This window comes from Streptomyces xiaopingdaonensis, assembly GCF_000262345.1.
GTDB classification, from domain to species: domain Bacteria; phylum Actinomycetota; class Actinomycetes; order Streptomycetales; family Streptomycetaceae; genus Streptomyces; species Streptomyces xiaopingdaonensis.
Genome location: NZ_AJTQ01000082.1, coordinates 1 through 5,893, shown reverse-complemented (window position 1 = coordinate 5,893; position 5,893 = coordinate 1). Strand labels below are relative to the sequence as shown.

The 5,893-nt window shown below is 66.1% G+C and carries 5 protein-coding genes and 1 riboswitch; of the genes, 1 reads left to right on the top strand and 4 read right to left on the bottom strand.

Features of this window, described 5'->3' with window-relative positions:
• Positions 1-137 precede the first annotated feature (137 nt).
• The 4 genes from groL to thrC all read right to left on the bottom strand — a co-directional run bounded on the left by groL (position 138) and on the right by thrC (position 4,389).
• Positions 138-1,766, bottom strand: a complete 1,629-nt coding sequence (groL, locus tag UWG_RS0107035; RefSeq protein ID WP_016906495.1) for a chaperonin GroEL — start codon at positions 1,764-1,766, stop codon at positions 138-140.
• Positions 1,767-2,129: 363 nt separating this feature from the next.
• A complete protein-coding gene (locus UWG_RS0107030) occupies positions 2,130-2,333 on the bottom strand; it encodes a cold-shock protein (RefSeq protein WP_016472377.1) in 204 nt (67 codons plus the stop codon).
• A gap of 418 nt (positions 2,334-2,751) precedes the next feature.
• Positions 2,752-3,030, bottom strand: a complete 279-nt coding sequence (locus tag UWG_RS0107025) for a MoaD/ThiS family protein (RefSeq protein ID WP_016906494.1) — start codon at positions 3,028-3,030, stop codon at positions 2,752-2,754.
• 57 nt (positions 3,031-3,087) lie between these two features.
• Positions 3,088-4,389, bottom strand: a complete 1,302-nt coding sequence (gene thrC / locus UWG_RS0107020) for a threonine synthase (protein WP_029391233.1) — start codon at positions 4,387-4,389, stop codon at positions 3,088-3,090.
• Positions 4,390-4,406: 17 nt separating this feature from the next.
• Positions 4,407-4,574: riboswitch (SAM riboswitch) on the bottom strand.
• A gap of 273 nt (positions 4,575-4,847) precedes the next feature.
• Between thrC and UWG_RS0107015 the strand changes: the two genes are divergently transcribed.
• A complete protein-coding gene (locus UWG_RS0107015; RefSeq protein ID WP_016906492.1) occupies positions 4,848-5,870 on the top strand; it encodes a glucosyl-3-phosphoglycerate synthase in 1,023 nt (340 codons plus the stop codon).
• Positions 5,871-5,893 lie beyond the last annotated feature (23 nt).

The window sequence follows — 5,893 nt, the reverse complement described above, 5'->3', positions numbered from 1 at the left end:
GAGCCCCGAGCCCCGAGCCCCGAGCCCCGAGCCCCGAGCCCCGACACCAACGCCCGAGGGCGGGCACCCGTTTCGGGTACCCGCCCTCGTGTCGACTCCCAACACCGGCCCTTCCGGACCGTCCGACGAACGTCGGATCAGAAGTCCATGCCGCCCATACCACCGGCAGCAGCGGCGTCCGCACCAGCAGCAGCCTTCTCCGGCTTGTCGGCGATGACAGCCTCGGTGGTGAGGAAGAGCGCCGCGATGGAGGCAGCGTTCTGCAGCGCGGAACGCGTGACCTTCGCCGGGTCGATGATGCCCTCGGAGACCATGTCCACGTACTCACCCGTGGCGGCGTTCAGCCCGTGGCCCACCTTCTGGTTACGGACCTTCTCGACGATGACACCGCCCTCGAGACCGGCGTTGACCGCGATCTGCTTGAGCGGAGCCTCCAGCGCGAGCTTCACAGCCTGCGCACCGGTGGCCTCGTCACCTTCGAGGTCCAGCTTCTCGAAAGCCGACGTCGCCTGCAGCAGAGCCACGCCACCACCGGCGACGATGCCCTCCTCGACAGCCGCCTTGGCGTTGCGCACCGCGTCCTCGATGCGGTGCTTGCGCTCCTTGAGCTCCACCTCGGTCGCGGCACCCGCCTTGATGACGGCGACGCCGCCGGCCAGCTTCGCCAGACGCTCCTGGAGCTTCTCGCGGTCGTAGTCCGAGTCCGAGTTGTCGATCTCGGCACGGATCTGCGCGACGCGGCCTGCGACCTGGTCGCTCTCGCCCGCACCGTCGACGATGGTGGTCTCGTCCTTGGTGATGACGACCTTGCGGGCACGGCCGAGCAGCTCCAGGCCGGCGTTCTCCAGCTTGAGGCCGACCTCCTCGGAGATGACCTGACCACCCGTGAGAATGGCGATGTCACCGAGCATGGCCTTGCGACGGTCACCGAAGCCGGGGGCCTTCACCGCGACGGACTTGAAGGTACCGCGGATCTTGTTGACGACCAGCGTCGACAGCGCCTCGCCCTCGACGTCCTCCGAAATGATCAGCAGCGGCTTGCCCGACTGCATGACCTTCTCAAGCAGCGGAAGGAGATCCTTCACGTTGCTGATCTTGGAGTTGACGATGAGGATGTACGGGTCCTCGAGCTCCGCCTCCATGCGCTCCATGTCGGTGGCAAAGTACGCGGAGATGTAGCCCTTGTCGAAGCGCATGCCCTCGGTGAGCTCCAGCTCGAGCCCGAAGGTCTGCGACTCCTCGACGGTGATGACGCCTTCCTTGCCGACCTTGTCCATCGCCTCGGCGATGAGCTCACCGATCTGAGTGTCAGCGGCGGAGATGGAGGCGGTGGAGGCGATCTGCTCCTTCGTCTCCACGTCCTTGGCCTGCTCCAGCAGAGCGGCGGAGACCGACTCGGTGGCCTTCTCGATGCCGCGCTTCAGAGCCATCGGGTTGGCGCCGGCCGCGACGTTCCGCAGGCCCTCCTTGACGAGCGCCTGGGCCAGGACGGTCGCGGTGGTGGTGCCGTCACCCGCGACATCGTCGGTCTTCTTGGCGACCTCCTTGACCAGCTCAGCGCCGATCTTCTCGTAGGAGTCCTCCAGCTCGATCTCCTTGGCGATCGAGACGCCGTCGTTGGTGATGGTGGGGGCGCCCCACTTCTTCTCCAGAACGACGTTGCGGCCCTTGGGCCCGAGGGTGACCTTGACGGCGTCGGCGAGCTGGTTCATACCGCGCTCAAGGCCGCGCCGCGCCTCCTCGTCGAACGCGATGATCTTGGCCATGTGGTGTGGTCCTCCCTGGGTTCCCCATGCATGGCAAGGGAAGGGTTGGATTTCTCCGGACCGCGCTGGCGCCCGCGACGGACGGCCTGCGACCTGACGGCTCCTTGCTCCGCCAGGACCCGGACCTCACCGACCCGGTCCTTCTTGTGCTGCCCCCGCTCGGAAGAGCGGGCTGTCACTCTCATCGCGAGAGTGCTAACGCCCATAATTAGCACTCGCCCCCTATGAGTGCAAGCGGCCCAACAGCTTCCGTACGCCCGGCCCTGGGGACTACCCGCGACGCGTCCGAGCACGCGCGAGGGGCCGCACCCGTGGGTGCAGCCCCTCTTGAAGTCTGCGCAGTGTGGTCGGCGTGCTCGGTGCTCAGCCGGTCACACGGACCATGTCCGCCTGCGGCCCCTTCTGACCCTGAGAGATCTCGAACTCGACCCGCTGCCCTTCATCCAGGGTGCGGTAACCGTCCATCTGGATCGCGCTGTAGTGGACGAACACGTCCGCACCACCGTCGACCGCGATGAAGCCGTATCCCTTCTCCGCGTTGAACCACTTGACGGTGCCCTGAGCCATTCCTAACTCCCCTATTACTGGCCCTTGCACGGGCCCGCACTTCGCGAACCCGGGTCAGAACTCACCTCAGGAACCCCGACATGCGGGACCCGAAGCGTGCGCCGGAACGCGTCGACCGACGCTGAATGTATCTGTCCGGACGCCCTGTGCAACAGGTCAATCAGACGAGAAATGAGGAGCCGACAAAAGGGGCACCTGCGCTCAACTCATGGTTAACCGGAGCAAGTTGCCCTACTCGAATCGGTATGACTCCGACAAAACGCACCGCTGAATCCGCGCGTAAGGACGGCGCTTCCTTCGGGTGCGAAGCGCTCAAAAGCGGGGTACGTGACCACTCTACCGCCTCCTCAAACATCGAATCGCCCGCCCCGGTTCGAAGAGCCGGGGCGGGCGATTCGGCGATGTGCGGCCCGTGTTGTCAGCAGCCGCCTGCGACCGCCGGGATGATCGAGACGCCTGCGCCGTCCGGAGTCGGCGTCTCCAGTCCCTGCTCGAACCGCACGTCGTCGTCGTTGACATAGACGTTCACGAAGCGACGGAGCTTGCCCTCGTCGTCGAGCACGCGTGCGCCGATGCCGGTGTGGTTCTTGTCCAGGTCGCTGAGGACCTCCGAGAGGGTAGCCCCTTCGGCTGACACCTCGGACTGGCCGCCGGTGTAGGTGCGGAGAATGGTCGGGATGCGGACCTTGACGCTCATGGGTTGCCTTCCGTTGCGCAGGGGCGATTCAGATGTGGTCACTTCACGCGGTCGGGATCAGACCAGCCCGGCCGCGTGGAACGATTCGAGGTTCGGCTTGATGACGGCGGTCGGCCCGGTGGTAGGCGCGACCGCGTCCAAGGTCTTGAGGCCGTCACCGGTGTTCAGCACGACGGTCGTCAAGGAGGGGTCCAGACGACCGTCCTCGATCAGCTTGCGGGTCACCCCGACCGTGACGCCGCCGGCGGTCTCGGCGAAAATGCCTTCCGTCCGCGCGAGCAACTTGATGGCATCGACGATCCGTTGGTCGTCGACGTCTTCGACGACGCCGCCTGTGCGGCGCGCGATGTCGAGGACGTACGGGCCGTCGGCGGGGTTACCGATCGCGAGCGACTTCGCGATCGTGTCGGGCTTCACGGGACGCACCACGTCGTGGCCGTCCTTGAAGGCTCGGCTGACCGGAGAGCAGCCCTCCGCCTGAGCACCGAAAATTTTGTAGGGGCGGTCCTCGACGAGGCCGAGGCTGATCAGCTCCTTCAACCCCTTGTCGATTTTGGTCAGTTGTGAGCCGGAAGCGATGGGAACGACCAGCTGGTCGGGGAGCCTCCACCCCAGCTGCTCACAGATCTCGTAAGCGAGCGTCTTGGAGCCCTCGGCGTAGTACGGCCTCAGGTTGACGTTGACGAACCCCCACCCCTCACCTGCCGGGTCTCCGATCAACTCCGAGCAGAATCGGTTGACGTCGTCGTAGGTCCCTTCAATGCCGACCAGTTCACCGCCATAGACGGCCGCCATGACGACCTTGCCCTGTTCGAGGTCGTGCGGAATGAAGACACAGGAGCGAAGGCCGGCCCTCGCGGCGGCGGCACCGACAGCTCCCGCAAGATTGCCAGTGGAGGAGCAGGAGAGAGTGGTGAACCCGAAGGACCGGGCCGCTTCGACCGCGATGGCGACCACGCGGTCCTTGAACGAGTGGGTCGGGTTGCCCGAGTCGTCCTTGATGTGGAGTTCACCGGTGACGCCCAGCTCTCGGCCGAGGCGCTCGGCACGGACCAGCTTCGTGAAGCCGGGGTTGGTGCTCGGTTTGTCGGCGACATCGGCAGGTACGGGGAGCAGCGGCGCGTACCGCCAGATGCTGTTCGGCCCTGACTCGATCTGCTCGCGCAGAGCCTGAGCGTCACCCTTCGGGTGCTCGTAGGCGATCTCAAGCGGACCGAAACAGACCTCGCACGCGAAGACCGGACCGAGAGGGAAGCGCTCTCCGCACTCACGACAGGAGAGCGCGGCGGCGGGGCCGAGATCCGGTCCGGAGGAACCGTTCGTAGTGCTGGTCGTTGCGGAATCCGTCTGCACAGCCATGGAGGCGAGGCCCTTTCTCCTCATCTTCCCCGGGACGTATCTCGCCCCAGGCCGGAATTGGCACCATCTCCACGGCGGCCTCGCAAGGAATGAACTCTGCGATCTGCGCGTTTCCTGAAAAACGCAACGCCGGGAGGGTTGCCGGGGCTTCAACGGGCCGTTCCCTCTGCCCCTCTGGATGAGCTGCTCTGTGGCACCGGCCTTGGGAGGACCGGGCGTTTGTCAACGCACCCCGCCCTGCACCGGCCGGATGCGCTGTTCAAGACTGTAGCTGAAGCCCCCGGTGATCGAGATAGCCGTCCGATGCGCGAGATCGATCACAGACGTCAAGCCTCGGCCTGGCAGTTGTACCGAGCCGGTCGGTTGCATGCGTCCCCGGTCCAGGGCGGCCGCAGAACGTCGCCGAAGTTCCCGTACTTCGCTCAGAGGTGGGCGCGGCATGGAGTGAAGGAGTGCAGGTGCTGGACGAAGTGAGCCGCTGGCTGTCACGGCGCTCCTTCCGTGCTGCCGACTATCCGATCGAGGGCCTCGTGGCCGCGAAGCGCTCGCCGACACTCGGCGGCGGTACAGAGGGAACCACCGTCAGCGTCGTGCTCCCGGCGCTCGACGAGGAAGAAACCGTCGGCGGCATCGTCACCGTCATCCGGGAACAGCTGATGCGCCCCGAGCTTCCGCTCGTCGACGAACTGGTGGTGATGGACTCGGGCTCTACGGACCGCACTGCGGAGGTGGCCGCCGGAGCTGGGGCCAAGGTCGTCAGGCGGGAAGAAGTGCTCCCCGGAACGCCGGTTCTCCCGGGGAAGGGCGAAGTGCTCTGGCGCTCGCTGGCGGCGACGCGTGGTGACGTCATCTGCTTCGTCGACGCCGACCTTCGATCATTTTCGTCCGATTTCGTCTCCGGGATCGTGGGGCCTCTGCTCGTCGATCGTGAATTGCAACTCGTCAAGGCTATGTACGACCGGCCACTCGGGGACGTCCCGGGAGAACACGGCGTTGCCGCCGCGATGGGAGGTGGCCGGGCGACTGAGCTCGTCGCACGTCCACTGCTCAACCTGCACGTCCCGCTGCTTTCGGGGTTCGTGCAGCCGCTGGGTGGCGAGTACGCCGCTCGACGTGGCCTCCTTGAGCGGCTGCCCTTCCCCGTCGGTTACGGCGTCGAGATCGGGTTGCTGATCGACGCACTGCGAGTCGCCGGCCTTGATGCGCTGGCCCAGTCGGACGTGGGGGTGCGGTATCACCGGCATCAGGACGCGCAGGCGCTCGGGCGGATGGCCACGGCGATATACGAGACGGTCGGACAGCGTCTGGGGCGGTCCGAGCGGAGGGAAGGGGCAGGGAGCGAAGGGGGCATTGAGCTCGTCCAGTTTGAACGGGCGACGGGCGGGGGGTTCATGGCACGGGGGCATGTGGTTGATGCGCGTTCGCGGGCTGCGGTGGTCGATCATCCTGAGTACAGGGGTGGGGAGCGGTGGGAGGAGTGAGGTCGGGGCTGGGGCACCTTCAT